General features: G+C 72.6%; 18 protein-coding genes. 11 read left to right on the top strand and 7 right to left on the bottom strand.

The window, feature by feature from the left end; all coding sequences use genetic code 11:
* Positions 1-146: 146 nt before the first annotated feature.
* Together ABZ924_RS29610 and ABZ924_RS29605 are read right to left on the bottom strand one after the other, a co-directional pair.
* Positions 147-353, bottom strand: coding sequence for a DUF5999 family protein (locus ABZ924_RS29610; protein WP_356852505.1), 207 nt, complete (start codon positions 351-353; stop codon positions 147-149).
* A 267-nt stretch (positions 354-620) separates the two neighbouring features.
* Positions 621-1,238, bottom strand: coding sequence for a hypothetical protein (locus ABZ924_RS29605; protein WP_361916323.1), 618 nt, complete (start codon positions 1,236-1,238; stop codon positions 621-623).
* A 492-nt stretch (positions 1,239-1,730) separates the two neighbouring features.
* Here ABZ924_RS29605 and ABZ924_RS29600 point away from each other — a divergent pair, with 492 nt between their 5' ends.
* Positions 1,731-3,272 (top strand): glutamate-cysteine ligase family protein, encoded by a 1,542-nt coding sequence (locus ABZ924_RS29600; protein WP_361916320.1) that lies wholly within the window; start codon positions 1,731-1,733, stop codon positions 3,270-3,272.
* 207 nt (positions 3,273-3,479) lie between these two features.
* Complete coding sequence (locus ABZ924_RS29595) at positions 3,480-4,280, top strand: type II CAAX endopeptidase family protein (protein WP_361916317.1); 801 nt, start codon at positions 3,480-3,482, stop codon at positions 4,278-4,280.
* A gap of 14 nt (positions 4,281-4,294) precedes the next feature.
* On the opposite strand, the gene ABZ924_RS29590 is transcribed toward ABZ924_RS29595, so the two are convergent.
* Positions 4,295-5,113, bottom strand: coding sequence for a PhzF family phenazine biosynthesis isomerase (locus ABZ924_RS29590; protein WP_361916315.1), 819 nt, complete (start codon positions 5,111-5,113; stop codon positions 4,295-4,297).
* A 180-nt stretch (positions 5,114-5,293) separates the two neighbouring features.
* Here ABZ924_RS29590 and ABZ924_RS29585 point away from each other — a divergent pair, with 180 nt between their 5' ends.
* On the top strand, positions 5,294-5,920 hold the full coding sequence (locus ABZ924_RS29585; protein ID WP_361916312.1) for a PadR family transcriptional regulator: 627 nt from the start codon (positions 5,294-5,296) through the stop codon (positions 5,918-5,920).
* 87 nt (positions 5,921-6,007) lie between these two features.
* Here the strand turns inward: ABZ924_RS29585 and ABZ924_RS29580 are convergent, their stop codons facing one another.
* On the bottom strand, positions 6,008-6,439 hold the full coding sequence (locus ABZ924_RS29580; protein WP_361916309.1) for an SRPBCC family protein: 432 nt from the start codon (positions 6,437-6,439) through the stop codon (positions 6,008-6,010).
* Positions 6,440-6,609: 170 nt separating this feature from the next.
* Here ABZ924_RS29580 and ABZ924_RS29575 point away from each other — a divergent pair, with 170 nt between their 5' ends.
* Both ABZ924_RS29575 and ABZ924_RS29570 read left to right on the top strand, forming a co-directional pair.
* Entirely contained in the window at positions 6,610-7,572 is a 963-nt protein-coding gene (locus ABZ924_RS29575; protein ID WP_361916306.1) for an EamA family transporter, read from the top strand.
* 163 nt (positions 7,573-7,735) lie between these two features.
* Positions 7,736-8,719 (top strand): EamA family transporter, encoded by a 984-nt coding sequence (locus ABZ924_RS29570; RefSeq protein ID WP_361916303.1) that lies wholly within the window; start codon positions 7,736-7,738, stop codon positions 8,717-8,719.
* Here the strand turns inward: ABZ924_RS29570 and ABZ924_RS29565 are convergent.
* The gene (locus ABZ924_RS29565) at positions 8,701-9,405 is read right to left on the bottom strand and encodes a pyridoxamine 5'-phosphate oxidase family protein (protein ID WP_361916300.1); all 705 of its coding nucleotides are present in this window, start codon (positions 9,403-9,405) and stop codon (positions 8,701-8,703) included. The genes ABZ924_RS29570 and ABZ924_RS29565 overlap by 19 nt on opposite strands.
* Before the next feature lie 37 nt (positions 9,406-9,442).
* Between ABZ924_RS29565 and ABZ924_RS29560 the strand changes: the two genes are divergently transcribed.
* Positions 9,443-10,774, top strand: coding sequence for an aminotransferase class I/II-fold pyridoxal phosphate-dependent enzyme (locus ABZ924_RS29560; RefSeq protein WP_361916297.1), 1,332 nt, complete (start codon positions 9,443-9,445; stop codon positions 10,772-10,774).
* A gap of 85 nt (positions 10,775-10,859) precedes the next feature.
* Here ABZ924_RS29560 and ABZ924_RS29555 read toward each other — a convergent pair whose 3' ends face one another.
* Entirely contained in the window at positions 10,860-11,882 is a 1,023-nt protein-coding gene (locus tag ABZ924_RS29555) for a DMT family transporter (protein ID WP_361916294.1), read from the bottom strand.
* A gap of 74 nt (positions 11,883-11,956) precedes the next feature.
* Here ABZ924_RS29555 and ABZ924_RS29550 point away from each other — a divergent pair, with 74 nt between their 5' ends.
* Positions 11,957-12,856, top strand: coding sequence for a LysR family transcriptional regulator (locus tag ABZ924_RS29550; protein WP_361916291.1), 900 nt, complete (start codon positions 11,957-11,959; stop codon positions 12,854-12,856).
* A gap of 23 nt (positions 12,857-12,879) precedes the next feature.
* Here ABZ924_RS29550 and ABZ924_RS29545 read toward each other — a convergent pair whose 3' ends face one another.
* On the bottom strand, positions 12,880-13,347 hold the full coding sequence (locus ABZ924_RS29545; RefSeq protein ID WP_361916288.1) for a pyridoxamine 5'-phosphate oxidase family protein: 468 nt from the start codon (positions 13,345-13,347) through the stop codon (positions 12,880-12,882).
* A 76-nt stretch (positions 13,348-13,423) separates the two neighbouring features.
* Here ABZ924_RS29545 and ABZ924_RS29540 point away from each other — a divergent pair, with 76 nt between their 5' ends.
* The 4 genes from ABZ924_RS29540 to ABZ924_RS29525 all read left to right on the top strand — a co-directional run bounded on the left by ABZ924_RS29540 (position 13,424) and on the right by ABZ924_RS29525 (position 18,787).
* Positions 13,424-14,062: a cysteine hydrolase gene (locus ABZ924_RS29540; protein ID WP_361916285.1), complete on the top strand. Its 639-nt coding sequence runs from the start codon at positions 13,424-13,426 to the stop codon at positions 14,060-14,062.
* A 205-nt stretch (positions 14,063-14,267) separates the two neighbouring features.
* A complete protein-coding gene (locus ABZ924_RS29535) occupies positions 14,268-15,095 on the top strand; it encodes an FAD binding domain-containing protein (RefSeq protein WP_361916282.1) in 828 nt (275 codons plus the stop codon).
* Positions 15,092-17,809, top strand: coding sequence for a molybdopterin cofactor-binding domain-containing protein (locus ABZ924_RS29530; protein WP_361916279.1), 2,718 nt, complete (start codon positions 15,092-15,094; stop codon positions 17,807-17,809). The genes ABZ924_RS29535 and ABZ924_RS29530 overlap by 4 nt, the downstream gene beginning before the upstream one ends.
* A 3-nt stretch (positions 17,810-17,812) precedes the next feature.
* Positions 17,813-18,787: an antibiotic biosynthesis monooxygenase gene (locus ABZ924_RS29525; RefSeq protein WP_361916276.1), complete on the top strand. Its 975-nt coding sequence runs from the start codon at positions 17,813-17,815 to the stop codon at positions 18,785-18,787.
* Positions 18,788-18,818: the final 31 nt, after the last annotated feature.

The raw sequence follows: 18,818 nt of genomic DNA, 5'->3' as shown, positions 1-18,818 counted from the left end.
CACTTATACCCAAACAACCATCCCCACCCCCCCCCTATCCCTAACCCTACCCCTCCCCCCCCCGGCTTTCCCCTCCCCCCCCCGCCGCCCGGGCCCCCCCCCCCGCGCCCCCGCTTCTCTACTGTTCTCGTCAGCGCTGTGGTCGGCTAGGCCGCCTTCACCACGTGCGCCGCCGCCAGCGGACGGTGCGGTGCGATGATCTGGCCGTCCGGCAGCAGCTCACCGGTGTCCTCGAAGAGCAGGACGCCGTTGCACAGCAGGCTCCAGCCCTGTTCCGGGTGGTTGGCCACCGGCTTGGCGGCCTCCCGGTCGGCGGAGTCGGCTGACGGGCACGCTGGCTGGTGCTGGCACATGGATGCGTTCTTTCGCTGCGGTGTGGTCTGTGTGCTGCGGCTCGATGCCTTGTTCATGGCCGCCCCCCGTATCAACGTCTCGGTGTGGTCAGGGTCCCAGTGTTCCCCTCGGGACTCGCGTCCGCAGGGATTTCCGGCAGCTGTCCTCACAGATTGATGACGCATCACTCGTGCGGGCGGTTCAACCCAACTCCCCTGTCATTTCGGGTGGTTCGGGAATGGCACGAGCGGGCTAGACCGAATGGGTCGTACGGGTGGGGCGGCCGGTCAGGCGGCGGGCGCGGCCAGCGGCGGGCGGACCGGCGGGGCCGGCGGGGTGAGCCGGTGGGTCATCACGGGCAGCAGCTCGGACACCGGATGCGGCCGGTACGCGGCGATCCCGGGCGGCGCCGGTGCCAGCGGAACCAGCAGGTCCGCGGCGGCGGGCAGCCCGGCGGAGGCATCGGCACCGACCGACCCGTGCAGCCAGAGGGTCAACATGTACAGCTCCGGTACGGACAGCAGCCGGGGCTGGTAGTTCTTGCCGAGCGACTCCGCCTGGCGCAGGGCGCGCTCGGTGGCGGCGACGTAGGGGCCTTCGAAGAAATGGGAGAAGACCCAGCCGTCCGGCGTCAGCCGGGTGTCGGCGGCGGCGACGTGGCGGTCGCCGCCGCGGATCAGGAACCGCCAGCCGGTCAGCCGGGTGCGGGGCGGGCGGGCCCCGACGGCCGGCTGGGCCATGCCGAGCCGGTCGAGTACGTGGACCGGCAGGGGCAGTTCGGCGGTCAGCGGACCCTGGAAGGCGCGCAGGGCGGGAGTACCCGCCGCGAGGGCCGTGGGGGAACCGAGTGCCGCGAGGACGCTGCGCAGGGCGGGCGCGGGAGCCGGGGGGACATGCAGCGGCATGGTGGGTCGCCTCTCACTTGGGAGACCTGTGGAACGGGGGCAGGTGCGGACGGCGCTGTCGCATTCTGGGGCCAGAGGGGGGCTGAGGGGCAATGGCCGCGCGCCAACTCTCTGCCTCGTTTGCGGAGTTTATACGACATGTGTTCACACAGTGTTTCGGCTAGCTGTCCCGCCCGTTGCCGACAAGGCGCTTACCGGTCCCGCTGTCATGGCATTCATGTCGGATACACGCGAACATGTCGCGCTGACCTCGGAGGTTACCGGAAAGGGGCTCGGCTGAAAAGCGCCGATTATACGGAACCGGCAAATCCGATGCGGAAATTGCATACCGCGCCTTGCCAGGTGAATGTGCCATGGCGCCCTTCGGCCAAACCGGCGCACGCTCCCCGCCGCACATGCCCCGCCGCGTTATCGATCACGCCGCTTGGGCATCATCGACCGTACACGCGCGCCCGGGTGCCCGGGCGAGCCCACTCGAGGAGGGACGCTTCGATGGGGGAGAAGGTCGTGGCGGGCGGATTCGACCTGTCCGATCGGCAACGGTATCGGAGGAAGCTCCACGAGTGTCTTGAGGGACTGGAGCGGCTTCTGGCGGAGAAGAGGTTCGACCGCCCCAAGAACATGATGGGGCTGGAGATCGAGCTGAATCTCGCGGGAGCGGACGGGATGCCGCGCATGGTGAATGCACAGGTTCTCGAGCGGATTGCGAGCCAGGATTTCCAAACCGAACTGGGAATGTTCAACCTGGAGGTGAACGTCCTCCCGCACCGGCTCGGCGGCCGGGTATTCGACCAGCTCGCCGAAGAACTGAGCGCCGGGCTCGGCTACGCCCACCGGCAGGCCGCGGAGATCGACGCCGGGGTGGTGATGATCGGCATCCTGCCGACGATCACCCGCTCCGACCTGGTCACCGCCAACCTCTCGGCGGTGGACCGCTACTCGCTGCTCAACGAGCAGATCCTCATGCTGCGCGGAGAGGACTTCCTGCTCGACATCGACGGGGTCGAGCGGCTCACCTGGAGCACCGGGTCGATCGTCCCGGAGGCCGCCTGCACCTCCGTACAGCTGCACCTGCAGGTGACGCCGGCCCGGTTCGCCGACGTGTGGAACGCGGCCCAGGCGGTGACCGCCGTACAGATAGCCGTCGGAGCCAACTCGCCGTTCCTGTTCGGGCACGAGCTGTGGCGCGAATCGCGGCCGCCGCTGTTCACCCAGGCCACCGACACCCGGCCGCCCGAGCTCCAGGCGCAGGGGGTGCGGCCGCGGACCTGGTTCGGGGAGCGCTGGGTGGAGTCGGTGTACGAGCTCTTCGCCGAGAACGTCCGCTACTTCCCCGCCCTGCTGCCCATCTGCGACGAGGAGGAGCCGCTGCGCGTGCTCGCCGAGGGCGGTGTGCCGAGCCTGCAGGAGCTGGTCCTGCACAACGGCACCGTCTACCGGTGGAACCGGCCCGTCTACGGGGTGGCCGACGGGGTGCCCCACCTGCGCGTGGAGAACCGGGTCCTGCCCGCCGGGCCGACGGTCGCCGACGTCGTCGCGAACGCCGCCTTCTACTACGGACTCGTGCGCACCCTCGCCGACGAGCCCCGCCCGGTGTGGACCCGGCTGCCGTTCGCCGAGGCCGAGGCCAATTTCGACGCCGCCTGCCGGTACGGGATCGACGCCCGGCTGCGGTGGCCGCGCCGCGGCCGCGGCGGGGGCCTCGCGAGCGTCCCCGCCGTACGGCTGGTCCTGGACGAGCTGCTGCCGATGGCGGCGGCGGGCCTGGACGCGTGGGGCATCGAGCCGGCCGACCGCGACCACTACCTCGGCATCATCGAAGAGCGCTGCCAGCGCCGGGCGAACGGGGCGACCTGGCAGGTGGACACCTACCACCGGGCCCTCGCGGGCGGCATGGACCGGGACAGCGCGCTGGCCGCGATCACCCGGCGCTACAGCGAGCTGATGCACAAGGGAGATCCCGTCCACACCTGGCCCGTCGGCCTGGCGGAGGAGGAGGCCGCGCCGGCCCCCGTACCGGCCCGCCGGCCCTGACGCGCGCCGCCCCCGGCGCCCGGGGGCGGCGTCCGCCCTGCACCGGTCCGGCGCGCATCCGGCATCGGTACGGCGTGCACCCGGCATCGGTACGGCGTGCACCCGGTGCCGGTCCGGCGTGCGCCCGGCACCGGCCGGTGATCCCGCTGCCGCGGCGACGAGGCAGTATGGGGTGGTCGGAACGCAGAGGGCGGACGGGAGTCGGACGTGCGGGCGCAGCCGGAGCCGGTGGTCGGGTCGTTGCAGGAGGACGGGCAGCGGCGGGTCCTGCGCGCCGAGACGCTGCTGGTGCTGGCCCTGTCGCTGGGGGCGAGCGCCGTCTCCTCGCTGATCAGCTTCATCGGCTCGCTGACCAAGCCCGGCGGCCTGAAGGACCAGGCCGCCACGCTCAACAGCTCCGCCGCCCCCGGCCGCCCCTGGCTGGACCTCGCCTGGCAGCTGTTCGGCATCTGCACCGCGCTCGTGCCCGTGCTGCTGGTCGCCCACCTGCTCACCCGCGAGGGCGTCCCGGGGCTGCGGGTCCTGGGCTTCGACCTCACCCGGCCCCGCTGGGACCTCGGCCGCGGGGCCCTGGTCGCCGCCGGGATCGGGAGCGCGGGGCTGGCCTTCTACCTGGCGGCGCGGGCGAGCGGGTTCAACCTCACGGTGGTGCCGGAGGCGCTGCCCGACGTGTGGTGGAAGTTCCCGGTGCTGATCCTCTCCGCGGTGCAGAACGCCGTGGTGGAGGAGGTCATCGTGCTGGCCTACCTGCTGCGCCGGCTCGACCGGCTGGGCTGGTCCCCGGTCGGGGCGCTGGTCGCGAGCTCGGTGCTGCGCGGCTCCTACCACCTCTACCAGGGCATCGGCGGGTTCGTCGGCAACATGGTGATGGGCGCGGTCTTCGTGCTGGCCTACCGCCGGTGGGGCCGGGTGGCACCCCTGGTCGTGGCGCACGCGCTGCTCGACATCGTGGCCTTCGGCGGGTACGCGCTGCTCGCCGGCAAGGTGGGCTGGCTGCCCACCCCGTAGCCGGCGGCCGGGCCTCAGGGGCGGGCGAGGAGCTCGCCGTCGATGACCGTGACCGCGCCGCCCGTCAGCAGGGTGCGCTCGCCCGCCAGGGTGACCCGTACCAGCCCGGTCCGGGCGCCGCCCTGCAGGCCGGTCAGCTGCGTGCGGCCCAGGCGCTGCGCCCAGAACGGGGCGAGGGCGGTGTGGGCGCTGCCGGTGACGGGGTCCTCGTCGATCCCGAAGGCCGGGAAGAAGCCGCGCGAGACGAAGTCGTACCCGCGGGAGGGGTCCTCGGCGGGCGCGGTGACGATGACGCCGCGCCGGGCGTAGCCGCGCAGGGCGGCGATGTCGGGGGTGAGCTCGCGCACGGTCCGCTCGTCCGCCAGCTCCACGAGCAGGTCGCCGATGTGGGCGGCCGTGTCGTGGACGGACTTGATCTCGGCGCCGAGTGCGTCCCGTACGGCGGCCTCGGGGGCCACCGGCGTCAGGGACGAGGTGGGGAAGTCCAGGGTGACGGTCCCGTCGGGCGCGGCCTCGGCGGTGAGGACGCCGCACCGGGCGGTGAACCGGATCAGGCCCTCGGCCAGGCCGTTCGACGCGAGGACGTGCGCGGTGGCGAGCGTGGCGTGGCCGCACATGTCGACCTCGCCGGCCGGGGTGAACCAGCGCAGCGCCCAGTCGGCGTCCCCGCCGGGCGGCAGGGGATGGGCGAAGGCGGTCTCGGAGAGGTTGACCTCGGCGGCGACCTCCTGGAGCCAGGTGTCCGCGGGGAAGCCGTCTTCCAGGAGTAGGACCCCGGCGGGGTTGCCGCGGAAGGGCCGGTCGGTGAAGGCGTCGACGATTCTCAGGCGCATGCCCCCGACCGTAGGGGCGCATCTGATCGTCAACAAAGGCCAATTCGGGATGACTGGCCTGGTCACGGACGTGTTCGGTATGAGTTTCCGATATATCGTTGACGCATCGCGAACGGTCGGCGATAGTTGAAGCATCGCAACAGCGACACGACAAGACACCAAGGCGAAAGGAGCGCAGCCATGCGTTCACGCGGAAAGCACGGACACGGCAACGGCACCGGGCACGAGCACGGACGGGGCCACGGACACTGCGGGCCCGATCGTCGGGAGGAGTTCGCGGGACGGCGCGCCGCCTTCGGCCCGTTCGGACCGCCCTTCGGCGCCGGCCCCTTCGGCGGGCGCGGCGGCCGCGGCGGACCGCGCGGCCGGGCCCGGCGCGGCGACGTGCGCGCCTCCATCCTGGCGCTGCTGAAGGACCGGCCGATGCACGGCTACGAGATGATCCAGGAGATCGGCGAGCGCAGTGGCGGGGCCTGGAAGCCCAGCCCCGGCTCGGTCTACCCGACCCTCCAGCTGCTCGAGGACGAGGGGCTCATCGCGAGCGAGAGCGAGGGCGGCAAGAAGCTGTTCACGCTCACCGACGCCGGCCGTACCGAGGCCGAGTCCGGGTCCGAGGCCCCCTGGGCCGCGGCCGGGCGCGGCTTCGACTTCGAGGCGATGCACGAGGTCCGGACGGCCGGCGTCGGCCTGATGGAGGCCTTCGGACAGGTCTTCAAGACCGGCACCGCCGAGCAGCGCGAGAAGGCCCTCGCGGTCATCAACGACGCCCGCAAGAAGCTCTACCTGATCCTGGCCGACGAGCACTGAGCCCGTCCGGTCCCATGCGCCACGACGCAGCGCGCCCCGCGAGTCCTCTCGCGGGGCGCGCTCGCGTACGCGGTGGGGGGCGGCGGGTCAGGCGGTGACCAGGCCGGCCAGCTTGCGCAGCGACTCGTTCAGGGCGGCGGTGGCGGAGTCCTTCAGCTTGCCCGCCATGAGGGAGACGGCCGCGCCCGTGAACTCCCCGTCGATGCGGACGGTGGTCGCGTCGCCGTCGGGGACGAGGGTGTAGCGGGTCAGGACGGCGACCCCCATCGGGCCCTTGCCCGTGATGGCGAAGAGGCGCTCCTCCTCCAGCTCGGAGACGGTCCACAGCACCTCGGCGGGAAAGCCCATCATCTTCATGTTCTCCTCGAAGGTCACGCCGACCGCGAGGGTCTCGGGTCCGCCCTTCGGGAAGCCGGTGTGCGTCATGCTCCACTGGCCGTACGCCGCCCAGTCCGTCAGCTGGGCCCAGAGCTTCGCGGCGGACGCCTCGATGCGTGATTCCGCGGTGACTTCGGCCATGGGGCCACCCCTTCCCGTCGGGTACGTGCGGCGGAACGTAGCCCCGGCGGGCGGAACATTCAATACTGACGACCTGTCAGAAGTGGTCGGCCCGTCGCAGTGGGTGTTGTGTGCGTCTCAACAGGTGTCATGATCGTGACGCTCCTTACCCGCCCTGACATGATGGCCGGATGCAAGCGACAGGGAAGAACTCCGGACTGGTCCTCGCACTGGTCTCGGCGTTCGCGTTCGGCGGCTCCGGAGTGGCGGCGAAGCCGCTGATCGAAGCGGGTATCGACCCGCTCCACATGGTCTGGCTCAGGGTGGGCGGGGCGGCGCTGGTGCTCTCGCCCCTGGCCTGGCGTCACCGCGGACTGCTGCGGCGCAAACCCCTGCTGCTCGCCGGGTTCGGCATCGTCGCCGTCGCGGGCGTGCAGGCCTTCTACTTCGCCTCGCTGTCGCGGATCCCGGTCGGCGTGGCCCTGCTGCTCGAGTACCTGGGCCCGGCGCTGCTGCTCGGCTGGATCCGCTTCGTGCAGCGCAAGCCCGTGACGCGGGCGGCCGCGGCCGGCGCCGCGGTGGCCGTCGTCGGGCTGGCCTGCGTCGTCGAAATCTGGTCCGGGCTGAGCCTGGACGCGCTCGGCGTGCTCCTCGGCCTGTGCGCCGCCTGCTGCCAGGCCTTCTACTTCATCTTCGCGGACCAGGGCGCCGACGGGGACGACGCGCCCGACCCGATCGGCGTGATCGCGTACGGCATGATCGTCGGTGCGCTCGTCATGACGGTGATCGCCCGGCCGTGGGAGATCGACTGGCACGTGCTGACCGGCCGGGCCCTGATGGGCTCCACCGAGGTGCCCGCGCTCCTCCTGCTCGCCTGGGTCGTGCTGATCGCCACCGTTTTCGCGTATCTGACCGGGGTGGTCTCGGTCCGCAGCCTCTCGCCGCAGGTGGCGGGCGTCGTGGCCTGCCTGGAGGCGGTCGTGGCCACCGTCTTCGCCTGGGTCCTGCTCGGCGAGCACCTCTCGACCCCGCAGGTCGTCGGCGGCGCGCTGGTGCTGGGCGGGGCCTTCATCGCCCAGTCCTCGCGGTCGGCCCCCGCGGCAGCGGAAGGGTCCGATCCGGCTGCGCTGGACCGCGCGCCGACCACCGCATAGGGTGCGAACCATGCATTCGACCGTGCTTCCGCCGCCCGCCGCCTAGCGCGGGCCGCCCTCGGCCAGACGAGAGACCGACCCGGGTGGTCCCGGGTCGGTCGGCGCTGCCCGCGAAGCGATGACCTTCTCTTCCTCATCCTTCACGCATGCGCGGAGAACACACGTGTCGCATTCCTCGCCCGCTTCCGGGCGTTCCCTCCTGTACCTCGTCGTCGCCGGCGCCGCCTGGGGCACCGCCGGGGCGGCAGCCTCCCTGCTGTTCCTGGCCAGTGACCTCGGACCGCTCTCCCTGACCTTCTGGCGGTGCGCCGGCGGCCTGGCGGTGCTGCTCGGCGTGCTCGCCGTACGCCGCAGGCCCCGCCGGGGCGCGGCCGGCGCCGCCCGCGCCGCCCGCCCGTCGGTGGCCTCGCTCATCGGCACCGGGCTGCTCTTCACCGTCTTCCAGGCCGCGTACTTCGCCGCCGTGCGCGAGACCGGCCTCGCCGTCGCCACCGTCGTCACCCTCGGCGCCGGGCCCGTGCTCATCGCCCTCGGGGCCCGCCACTGGATGGGCGAGCGGCTCGGCCGCGGGGGCGCGGCCGCCGTCGCCGGGGCGCTGGCCGGACTGGCCGTCCTCGTCCTGGGCAGCGGCGGCGGCGAGGTCCGGCCGCTGGGCGTCGGCTGGGCGCTGCTCTCGGCCGCCGGGTACGCGGGGATGACCCTGCGGGCCCGCCTGCTGGGGCGGCGCGGGGCCGGCGGCGATCCCCTGGTCACCACCGCCTGGTCGGCCGGGGTCGGTGCGCTGTGCCTGCTGCCGCTCGCCGCGGCGGAGGGGCTGTGGCCGCACACCGCCGAGGTGGGGCGGGTGCTGTGGCTGCTGGGGTACGTCGCCACCGTGCCGACGGCCCTCGCGTACGCCCTCTACTTCACCGGGGCCGCGGTCGTGCGGGCCGCGACCGTGTCGGTGATCATGCTGATCGAGCCGGTCAGCGCGGCGGTGATCGCCGTACTGGTGCTGGGGGAGCGGCTGACCGGCGCGGTGGTGCTGGGCACCGTACTGCTGCTGACCGCGGTGGCTGCGCTGATCGCAGCCGAGGCGCGGCGGCCGGCGGACGGCAGGCCCGGGCCGAGGCCTGCCGCCGTGCCGGTTCAGAGCGCCGCGAGGTAGTCCGGGGCGGCGATCCCGGGGGCCAGGTCGTCGGCCGGGACGGGGGTGCCGTGCACCGGCGCGACCGGGACCACGCCCGACCAGTACGGCAGGTCCATGTCCTCGGGCTCGTCGTTCGGGCCGCCGGTACGGATCTTCGCCGAGACCTCGGCCAGGTCCAGGCGGATCACCGCGGTGGCGGCGAGCTCCTTGGCGTTGGCGGGCCGGGAGTCCGCCGAGCGGCCCGGGACCACGTGGTCGACGAGGGCGTCCAGGGCCATCCGGCGCTCGTCCTCGTCGGTCACCTGGTAGGCGGTGCCGTGCACGACCACCGAGCGGTAGTTGATCGAGTGGTGGAAGGCCGAGCGGGCCAGCACCAGGCCGTCGACGTGCGTGACGGTCACGCAGACCGGGAGCCCCGGGTCGGCCTTGCCGGCGGCGAGCAGCGGGCGGGAGCCCGTCGAGCCGTGCAGGTAGAGGGTCTCGCCCACCCGGCCGTACAGGGTGGGCAGGACCACCGGGGCGCCGTCGCGGACGAAGCCGAGGTGGCAGACGTAGGCCTGGTCGAGTATCGCGTGGACCGTCTCGCGGTCGTAGCGCGCCCGCTCGCGGGAGCGGCTCGGGACGGTGCGGTCGGTGGGCGCGTAGCCGCCGTCGGCTGCTTCGTGCGCTTCGGTCGTCTCGGTCGTCTCGGGCGTGGCGGTCATGGTGCGAACTCCATTGCACTAGTGCATAATGTTGTTTGTGCTAGGAGAGTATCGGATCGAAGGTCGCCGCGCATCGGATATCGCGGCCAGTGTCGAAGCGGGCGTGGCCTCGGGGGCGCTCGTGCCCGGGACGCTGCTGCCGCCCATGCGGGAGCTCGCGGGGGTGCTGGGCGTCAACCCCAACACCGTCGCCGCCGCCTACCGGACGCTGCGCGAGCGCGGGGTCATCGAGACCGACGGCCGGCGCGGCAGCCGGGTGCGCTCGCGCCCGGCCACCACACCGCGCGACGCGATGCGCATGGAAGTGCCGTCGGGCATGCGCGACGTCCAGGAGGGCAACCCGGACGTCTCGCTGCTGCCCTCCCTCGAGGCGCCCCTCGCCGCGGCGGCCCGGCGGTACGCGGCCGAGCCGACCCTGTACGGGCGGGACCCGGTCGTGCCCGAGCTGGAGCGGCTCGCCCGGGCCGACTTCGCCGCCGCCGGGGTGCCGGCCGGGCCGGTGGCGCTCACCTCGGGTGCCCTCGACGGCATCGAGCGGGTGCTGTCGGCGCACCTGCGCCCCGGGGACGCGGTGGCGGTCGAGGACCCGGGCTGGGGCAGCGTGCTGGACCTCGTGCCGGCGCTCGGGCTGCGCGTGCTGCCGATGGCCCTGGACGACGAGGGGCCGCGCGTCGAGGCGGTGGAGCGGGTGCTCGCGGACGGGGCGCGGGCGGTGGTGGTGACCGCGCGGGCGCAGAACCCGACCGGGGCGGCCGTCAGCGCCGCACGGGCCCGGGAGCTGAGGGCCGTGCTCGCCCGGCATCCGCAGGTGCTGCTGATCGAGGACGACCACGGGCACGGCATCGTGGACGTCCCCCTGCACCCCCTCGTCGGCGTGACCCGCCACTGGGCCCTGAGCCGCTCGACGGCGAAGGCGTACGGGCCGGACCTGCGGCTGGCGGTGCTGACCGGCGACGAGGTCACGATGGACCGGGTCCGCGGGCGCCAGCGCCTCGGCCCGGGCTGGGTGAGCCGGTTGCTGCAGTACGCGGTGATCGAGCTGTGGACTTCCGGCGCGGTCGACCACGCCGCGGTGGCCCGCTCGTACGGGGAGCGGCGGGACGCGCTGGTGGCCGCGCTGCGCGAGCGGGGCGTGCCCGCGCACGGGGTCAGCGGGATGAACGTGTGGGTGCCGGTCGCGGACGAGACGGCGGTGGTGGCCCGGATGCTGGCCGCCGGCTGGGTCGTGGCCCCCGGGGGCCGGTTCCGCCTGGAATCGCCGCCGGCGGTACGGCTCTCCGTGTCCCGGCTGCACCCGGAACAGGTGGTGGAGCTCGCCGACGCCCTGGCGGCCGCGGTCCGCCCGTCCCCCGGCAGCCGCTTCGGCTGACCGCCGCAGTCGCCGCAGGTGTCCGAAGACCCGCCCCGTGCGGCCGGGGCGGGTCGGATCCGGAGGCGGGGCGGCCGCGAGCCGGTCAGGTGGTGCTGGTGCTGGTGCTGGTGCTGGTGCTGGTGCTGGTGCTGGTGCTGGTGCTGGTGGTGGCGCGGGGGCGGGTGCGGGTCTGGGTGAGGGCTGCGCCGGCCAGGATGACGGCCGCGCCCACCGGGGTGTTCCAGTGGAGCTGCTCGCCGAGCAGGACCACGCCCGCCGTGGTGGCGACGACCGGGATGAAGTACGTGACCATCTGGGCCGTGGTCGGGCCGATCTCCGCCACGAGCCCGTACTGCATCTGCAGGGCCATGCCCGTGCCCAGGGCGCCCAGCGCGACCACCGACAGCGTCGGCCACAGCGGGAACGAGGCGGGCGCCGCCGTGAACAGGGAGCTGAGCAGCAGCAGCTGGACCGTGGAGGCCATCAGCTGCGCCCCGGTCAGCGCCACCGGCGAGCCCGGCACCGAGGCCAGCGTGCGCCGGACGTAGATCCAGCCGATCGGGTAGCAGAGCGAGGCCAGCAGGGCCAGGGCGGTGCCCGTGGCGTCGATGCCCGCGAAGCCCTGCCAGGCGCCGAGGACGGTCAGCACACCGAGGAAGCCCAGGCCCAGGCCCGCGAAGCGGCGCCGCGTCGGGCGGTCCTCGGACAGCGCCACCAGCGACAGCGCCATGCCCCACAGCGGGGAGGTGGCGTTGCAGATGCCGGCGAGGCTCGAGGGGATGCTGAGCTCGGCGTACGAGAAGAGGGCGAAGGGGGCGGTGTTCAGCAGGAGCGCCGCCACGGTGAGGTGGGCCCACGTACGGCGGCCGCGGGGGAGAGGCTCGCGGCGGACCAGGAGCACGGCGAGCAGGGCCAGCGCGCCGAAGAAGACGCGGCCGAGGGCGACCTGGAAGGGCGCGTACGCCTGCGTGCCCAGCTTGATGAACAGGAAGCTGAAGCCCCACACCACCGACAGCAGGGCGAACCGCAGCCTCCAGTCCACACGGGCGGTGCGGGCGGGACGGGCGGTGGGGGAGAGGGCCGAGGTCTTCCCGAGCAGGCGGCGCGCAGTGGTGGGTGTGCTCATGAGGAGTACTCTCCCCGGCGCAACTACGTAGGACAAGCGAGACTCTTTTGGCTCCACCGCGTAGCATTGCTTACATGTTGAACCTGGAGCGCCTGCGCACCCTCGACGCCCTCGCCCGCCACGGCTCGGTCAGCGGCGCGGCCGACGGGCTCCACGTCACCACCTCCGCGGTGTCCCAGCAGATGGCCAAGCTGGAGCGGGAGGTCGGCCAGCCGCTGCTGGCCAAGAACGGCCGCGGGGTCCGCCTCACGGACGCCGGGCGGCTCCTCGCCGACCACGCGGCCCGGATCATCTCCCAGGTGGAGCTGGCCCAGGCCGATGTCGAGGCCCGGCGCGGCTGCGCCATCGGCGAGCTGCGGATCGGGGCCTTCCCGACCGCCATGCGCGGGCTGCTGCCCCAGACCCTGACCGTGCTGGGCGGGGCCCACCCCGAACTGCGGCCCCTGGTGCGGGAGCAGGAGCCCGAGGAGAGCATGGCGGCGGTCGTGCGCGGGGACCTGGACCTGGCCCTGGCCATCGACTGGCACAACAAGCGGATGCCGGTCCCGGCGGAGCTCGCGCGGGCCCACCTGCTCGACGACTCCTGCGACATCGCGGTCCCGGCCGGCCACCGGCTCGCCGACCGCTCCCGGATCTCGCTCGCGGAGTTCGCCGACGAGGACTGGATCTCCTGGAACGAGGGCCAGTTCTGCCACGAGTGGCTGGTGTTCACCTTGCGCGGCATCGGCATCGAGCCGCGCGTCCGCCACATCGCCGAGGAGCACCACACCCAGCTGGCCTTCGTGGAGGCCGGTCTCGGGGTCTGCGTGACGCCCCGGCTCGGGCGCGGCCCGGTGCCGCCCGGGGTCCGGCTGCTGCCGGTGGCCGAGGCGGTCCGGCGGCACGTGTACGTCGTCTGGCGGGCGGACGCCGACCGGCGGCCCTCGATCCGGGCGGCCGTCGAGGCCCTCGAACAGGTCGCCGCCGACCTCTGACGCGTACCTCCCCGGCCCTACCACTAGAGCTTGCGGAAGTCCCAGGAGACGACCGACTCCGGGGTGAGGCGGATCCAGGCGTGGCGTCCGTCGTGCGGCATGTCCGGGATCCCGAAGTTCTTGGCCGGGAAGAGCCGTTCGACCTCCGCCAGCTCCGCGCACGGCTCGCCCGTGCGCGGGGCCTCGCCCACGAAGACCGCCCTGCCGGACAGTTCCACCCCGCGCAGTTCCCCGTACTCCTCGCCCGCGTCCACCACCACCGAGATCCGCGGGTCCTCGACCAGGTCGGACCAGCGGCGGCTGCGGGTGATCGAGTACAGCCACAGCGAGCGGCCGTCCCAGGCGAACCACAGGGCGCCCACGTGGGGGCGGCCGTCGGGGGAGACGGTGGCCACCCGGCAGGTGCGCTGCTCGCGCAGGAAGGCATCCACCTCCTGGTCCGTCATCATGATGCGGCGGCCCCGCCGCTGGGTCCCGCGTGCCGTGTCCATCCGTCCCACGCCCCTTCACATCTGACTATGTGTCAGGAATCATGCGGTCTCCGCCGTTGCCGCGCCAGGGGGAGCCATGACGCAATCCGGACCGCTGCGGGAGCCCGATGCCGATCCCGCCACGACCGCACTGCTCACCGTCGAGTGCCAGAGCGGCGTGGTCGGCGAGGAGAGCGCCCTGCCCGAGCTCGCAAAGGAGGCCCGGGACTCCGGGATGCTGGCGCGCGTGGCCGCACTGGTCGACGCCGCGCACGGGGCCGGCGTACAGGTGCTGCACGCGGTGGCCGAGCGGCGGCCCGACGGGCTCGGGGCCAACGCCAACGCCCGGCTGTTCCGGGCCGCCGGGCGGCTGCCCGTGCGCCAGCTGTCCGGGAGCCCCGCGGTGCAGGTGGCCGCACCCGTCGAAGTGGCACCACAGGACCTGGTCGTCCGCAGGCTGCACGGGCTCTCGCCGATCGCCGGCACCGACGTGGACGCCCTGCTGCGCAACCTCGGCATCCGCACCCTCGTCGTCGCCGGCGTCTCCGCCAACGTCGCCGTCCCCAACGCCGTCTTCGACGCAGTCAACCTCGGCTATCGCGTCGTGGTCCCCGCCGACGCCATCGCCGGGGTGCCCGCCTCCTACACCGCCGAGGTGGTCCGCCACTGTCTGGCCCTGGTTGCCGAGGTGACCACCACCGAGGCGCTCGTACGGCGGTGGGGTGGGGCGCGGTGACCTCGGGGGCGGATGCTGTCCGAAGCGGTCGCGCCGCGCTGTGTGACACCGCTGCGTGAGGGCGGCCCGCCCGTTGCCGGTGAGGCGCCCGGGACCTCGGGTACCGGTCGCCCTGCGTCGCCCGGCTCCCCTCTCTAGACTGGAACGGCAGTCGCCAGGCCGCCCCTCGGTCGCACCGCGTTCGTCTTGAGGGAGGTCGGTCCCCGTGGACCTCAACACCATCACCGAAGTCGTCCGGCGGCCCTCCGAGCGGCCGGCCGCCGACTGGCGCGAGGGCGACGCCTGGCTGGCGGGCGGAACCTGGCTGTTCTCCGCGGACCAGCCCGACCTGCGCCGTCTGATCGATCTGACCGCACTGCGCTGGGATCCCCTCGTCCCGAGCGACACGGGCCTCGAGATCGGCGCCACGTGCACCATCCGCGACCTGTACGCCTTCGCGTGTCCGGAGGACTGGACCGCGGGCCCGCTGCTCGCCACCAGCTGCGAGGCCTTCCTGTCCTCGTTCAAGGTCTGGAACGCGGCGACCGTCGGCGGGAACATCTGCATGTCGCTGCCGGCAGGCCCCATGATCACGCTGACGGTGGCACTGGAGGCCACCTACGAACTCTGGGCGCCGGACGGTTCCCGGCGCACCGTGGACGCCCTCGACTTCGTGACCGGCGACCACCGGAACATCCTCACCCCCGGCGAGGTCCTGCGACGCGTCCGCATCCCGGCGAGCGCCCTCAGGAAGCGCGCCGCCCACCGCCGCTTCACGCTCACCCACCTCGGCCGTTCGACCGTCTTCATCGTCGGTACGCGCACCCCCGGCGCGAACGACCTGCTGCTCACCGTCACGGCCGGCACCACGCGACCGGTGCGCATGGCCTTCGACACCATGCCCGACGCCCCCGGCCTGCAGCAGAGCATCGACGCCATTCCCGGCGACGTCTGGTTCGCGGATCCCAACGGGACCCCCGACCACCGCCGCCATCTGACGAAGCACTTCGTCGAAGAGATCCGCCGCGAACTCAACGACGGGAACCCGTCATGACGTACAACGTCAACGGCAAGGCCTTCGACCGGGAGCCGGAGCCGGGCCAGTGCCTGCGCACCTTCCTGCGCGCGCTCGGCCACCACGGCGTCAAGAAGGGCTGCGACGCCGGCGACTGCGGTGCCTGCACGGTGTGGCTGGACGGCAGTCCCGTCCACAGCTGCATCACCCCCGCCTTCCGTGCCGAGGGCCACGAGGTGACCACCATCGAGGGTCTCGGCTCGCCGGGCAGCCTCCATCCGATGCAGCGCCGGTTCCGCGACGCGCCCGGATTCCAGTGCGGCTTCTGCACCGCAGGGATGATCATGACCTCGGCGGCCTTCACCGAGGCCCAGAAGGCGGACCTGCCCCGGGCGCTCAAGGGCAACCTCTGCCGCTGCACCGGCTACCGGGCCGTCGAGGACGCGGTGAAGGGCGTCGTCGGCGTTGAGACGGCCAAGCCGGGAAAGGCCGTCGGGACGAGCGTCGGCGCACCCGCGGCCAACGACGTGGTGACCGGCCGGGCCGAGTTCACGATGGACACCCGGATGGAGGGAATGCTGCACCTCAAGGTGGTGCACTCACCCCACGCGCACGCCCGCATCCTCGCGATCGACAAGACCGCCGCGCTCGCGGTGCCCGGTGTGCACCGCGTCTACACCTGGCAGGACGTGCCGCGCAGGCGCTTCACCACGGCCATCCACACCGACCACCTGGTCGATCCCGACGACACCTACATCCTCGACGACACGGTCCGCTTCGTGGGCCAGCGCGTCGTCGCGGTGCTGGCCGACACCCCCGGCGCGGCGGAGGAGGGCTGCCGCAAGGTGGTCGTCGAGTACGAGCGGCTGCCGGCGGTGTTCGACCCCGAGGAGGCCATGGCCGAGGGGGCTCCGCAGATCCACGGAACGCCCGATCCGTTCGTCCGCGATCCCGTCCGCAACATCCTGCTCGAACTCCATTCGCACATCGGGGACGTCGAGGCGGGGTTCGCCGAAGCCGACGTGATCCACGAGGGCACGTACTCCTCACCACGCGTGCAGCACGCGCACCTGGAGACGCACGGCTCGATCGCATGGATGGAGGACGGGCGGCTGAACGTCCGCACCAGCTCCCAGTCGCCTTCGATCGCGAAGGTCAAGCTGAGCTATCTGTTCGCGCTGCGCCCCGACCAGCTGCGCGTGTTCTGCAAGCGGGTGGGCGGCGGCTTCGGCGGCAAACAGGAAGTGATCTCGGAGGACCTGGTCGCGCTCGCCACGTTGGACACCGGGCGGCCCGTCTGCTTCGAGTACACCCGCGAGGAGGAGTTCACCACCGCCTCGCCGCGGCACCCGATGAGCCTGACGGTCAAGCTGGGTGCCAAGGCGGACGGCACGCTCACGGCCGTCCAGGTCCGCAACGTGTCGAACACCGGCGCCTACGGCAACCACGGCGGCGAAACGCTGTACGCGGGCGGCGCCGCCGTCATGATCTACCGCTGCCCCAACAAGAAGTACGACGCGTACTCGGTCTACACCAACACCGTGCCCAGCGGGGCGCTGCGCGGTTACGGCATGACGCAGCCGGCGTTCGCCATGGAGTCCGCGATGCACGAGCTCGCCCTCGCCCTGCACATGGACCCGCTCGAACTGCGGCGGCGCAACATCGTGCGGCCCGGTGACCCCCTCGTCGCCCTGCACGACGGCCCGGACGACGTGACGTTCACCGAGGACGGACTGGCGAAGTGCATCGACCTGGTGGACCGGGCCATGGCCCGGCCGGCGCCGGAGCCGAACCTCGGCCCCGGCTGGCTCATCGGGTCCGGCGTCGCGAGCTCCCTGCACGAGACCGCGCCCCCGACCGAGCACATCTCCGAGGCCTGGGTCACGCTCGGCGACGACCTCGTCTACGAAGTTGCCGTCGGGACGGCCGAGTTCGGCGAGGGCACCTCCACCGCCCACGTCCAGATCGCGGCCGGCCAACTCGGCACCACCCCCTCCCGGATCCGCCTGGTGCAATCCGACACCGACCGCACCGGATTCGACACCGGCGCCTTCGCGAGCGCGGGTCTGTTCGTGTCGGGCAACGCGGTGCTGCGGGCGTCCAACGCCGTACGCGACCGCATCCTGGAGTTCGCGGCCGCCCACACGGGCGTCCACCTCGTGATGTGCTCCATGGACGACGACGGCGTCACCTGCGGCGACCGGCGCGTGAGCCTGGCCGAGCTCGTGGCCCTGGCCCGAGCGCGCGGCATCCGGTTCACCGCCGCCCGCAAGGCCTACGGCTCGCCCCGCAGCGTCACCTCCAACACCCAGGGGTTCCGGATCGCGGTCCACCGGGTGACGGGGGAGATCCGCATCCTGTACAGCGTCCAGGCGACCGACGCCGGCGTGGTCATCAACCCCCAACAGGTCCGGGGACAGGTGGAGGGCGCCGTCGCCCAGGGCATCGGCTTCGCGCTGACCGAGAACTTCCTCCTCGACGCGGACGGAGCCGTGGTCAACCCGAACTTCCGCAACTACCGCATCCCCACTTACGCAGACGTCCCCCGCACCGAGGTGCTCCTCGTGGACTCGGCGGACTCCGTCGGCCCCCTGCGGGCGAAGGGGATGGCGGAGTGCAGCATCAACCCGGTGGCCCCCGCCCTGGCGAACGCGCTCCACGACGCCACGGGCATTCGCTACCGTGCGCTGCCCTTGACTCCCGAACGGATCTACAGCCGGCTGGGCGAGAAGCAGCACGTTTCGAAGGCCTGAGCCATGGACACCGACAGGCACGACGACGCCACGGCGACGGCCATCATCGGCCAGAGGGTCCTGCCGGGCCGGGAGCACGACTACGAGGCCTGGCAGGACGAGGTCAACGCGGCTGCGGCCGGCTACCCCGGGTACCTCGGAGTCGAGGTCACCCGGCCGACCGCCCTGCAGCCCGAATGGGTCATCGTCTACCGGTTCGACTCGATACCCCACCTCCAGGCGTGGATCAACAGCGCGACCAGGCAGAAGCTGCTGGAGGTCGGCGACACCTACCTCGACGGCCCGGGGACCCAGCGGGTCCTCACCGGCGGCCACACCAAGACCCCTGATCCGCTCGTGACCGTGGTGATCACCCACCGCGTCCACCCGGACCGCGTGGACGAGTTCCTCGCGTGGCAGCGCCGGATGAGCGAAGCGGAGAGCAAGTTCGAGGGCTTCCGCGGAACCGAGATGTTCCGGCCGATCGAGGGGCTCCAGGACGAATGGACCACGATGTACCGGTTCGACAGCGCCCAGCACCTCGACGCCTGGCTGACCTCGCCCCAGCGGCAGGAAGTACTGGCCGAGGGACGGGAGTTCAGCGACTTCAAGCTGAGCACGATCGACAACTCGTTCGGCAGCTGGTTCGCCTTCGAGGAGGACGGCACGGCGGCGCCGGCGCCCTCCGAGATGAAGACCGCCATCGCCGTGTGGGTCGGCCTGTACCCGACCGTCGTGTTCCTGACGCTCGCCCTGTCGCCGCTGCACATGCCGTTCTGGCTCGGGATGCTGGTCGGCAACCTGCTCTCCAGCCTCCTCATGACCTTCCTCACCATGCCCTACTACGTGAACCCGCTGCTGAAGCGGTGGCTGCGACCGCAGCCGGACGAACCGCCGGCGAGGAGCAACAGGATCGGCCTCGGCCTCGTCGCCGCGGTGACGGTGTTCTGGGTCGCCGTCTTCTACGTCATGACGACTCGGATCTGGACCCTGCCCTGATCGGGCCCGGTCGGCTGCCTTGCACGACGGC

Source organism: Streptomyces sp. NPDC046876, assembly GCF_040645035.1.
In the GTDB taxonomy this organism is placed as follows: Bacteria; Actinomycetota; Actinomycetes; order Streptomycetales; family Streptomycetaceae; genus Streptomyces.
The sequence above is the reverse complement of the archived record's forward strand: the minus strand, read 5'-3'. Positions and strand labels throughout refer to the sequence as shown.